This window comes from Streptomyces sp. SID9727 (assembly GCF_010550605.1).
Lineage (GTDB): Bacteria > Actinomycetota > Actinomycetes > Streptomycetales > Streptomycetaceae > Streptomyces.
In genome coordinates this window covers 1-202 of sequence record NZ_JAAGNI010000192.1, presented here as the reverse complement: position 1 = coordinate 202, position 202 = coordinate 1, and the positions used below count along the sequence as shown (strand labels likewise).

1 protein-coding gene is annotated in these 202 nt (G+C 64.9%); it reads left to right on the top strand.

Annotated features, from left to right (window positions below; genetic code table 11):
• A partial coding sequence (locus G3I41_RS12895; RefSeq protein WP_164400349.1) for a hypothetical protein occupies nucleotides 1-202 on the top strand: 202 nt, incomplete at both ends.

Genomic DNA, 202 nt, shown 5'->3' with positions numbered 1-202 from the left:
CTGTTCACCTCACTCCTCAACTACCGACACAGCCAGCCCGACCCCGGCCCCTCGCAGGACGACTCGTCGGAGGAGACCAGGACCTCCGGAATCGAGATCCTCTACGCCTCCGAGCGCACGAACTACCCGCTCACAGTGTCGGTCGACGACACCGGAATCGGGTTCCGGTTCGTGGTGCAGGCGGTTGCTCCGATGGACTCGG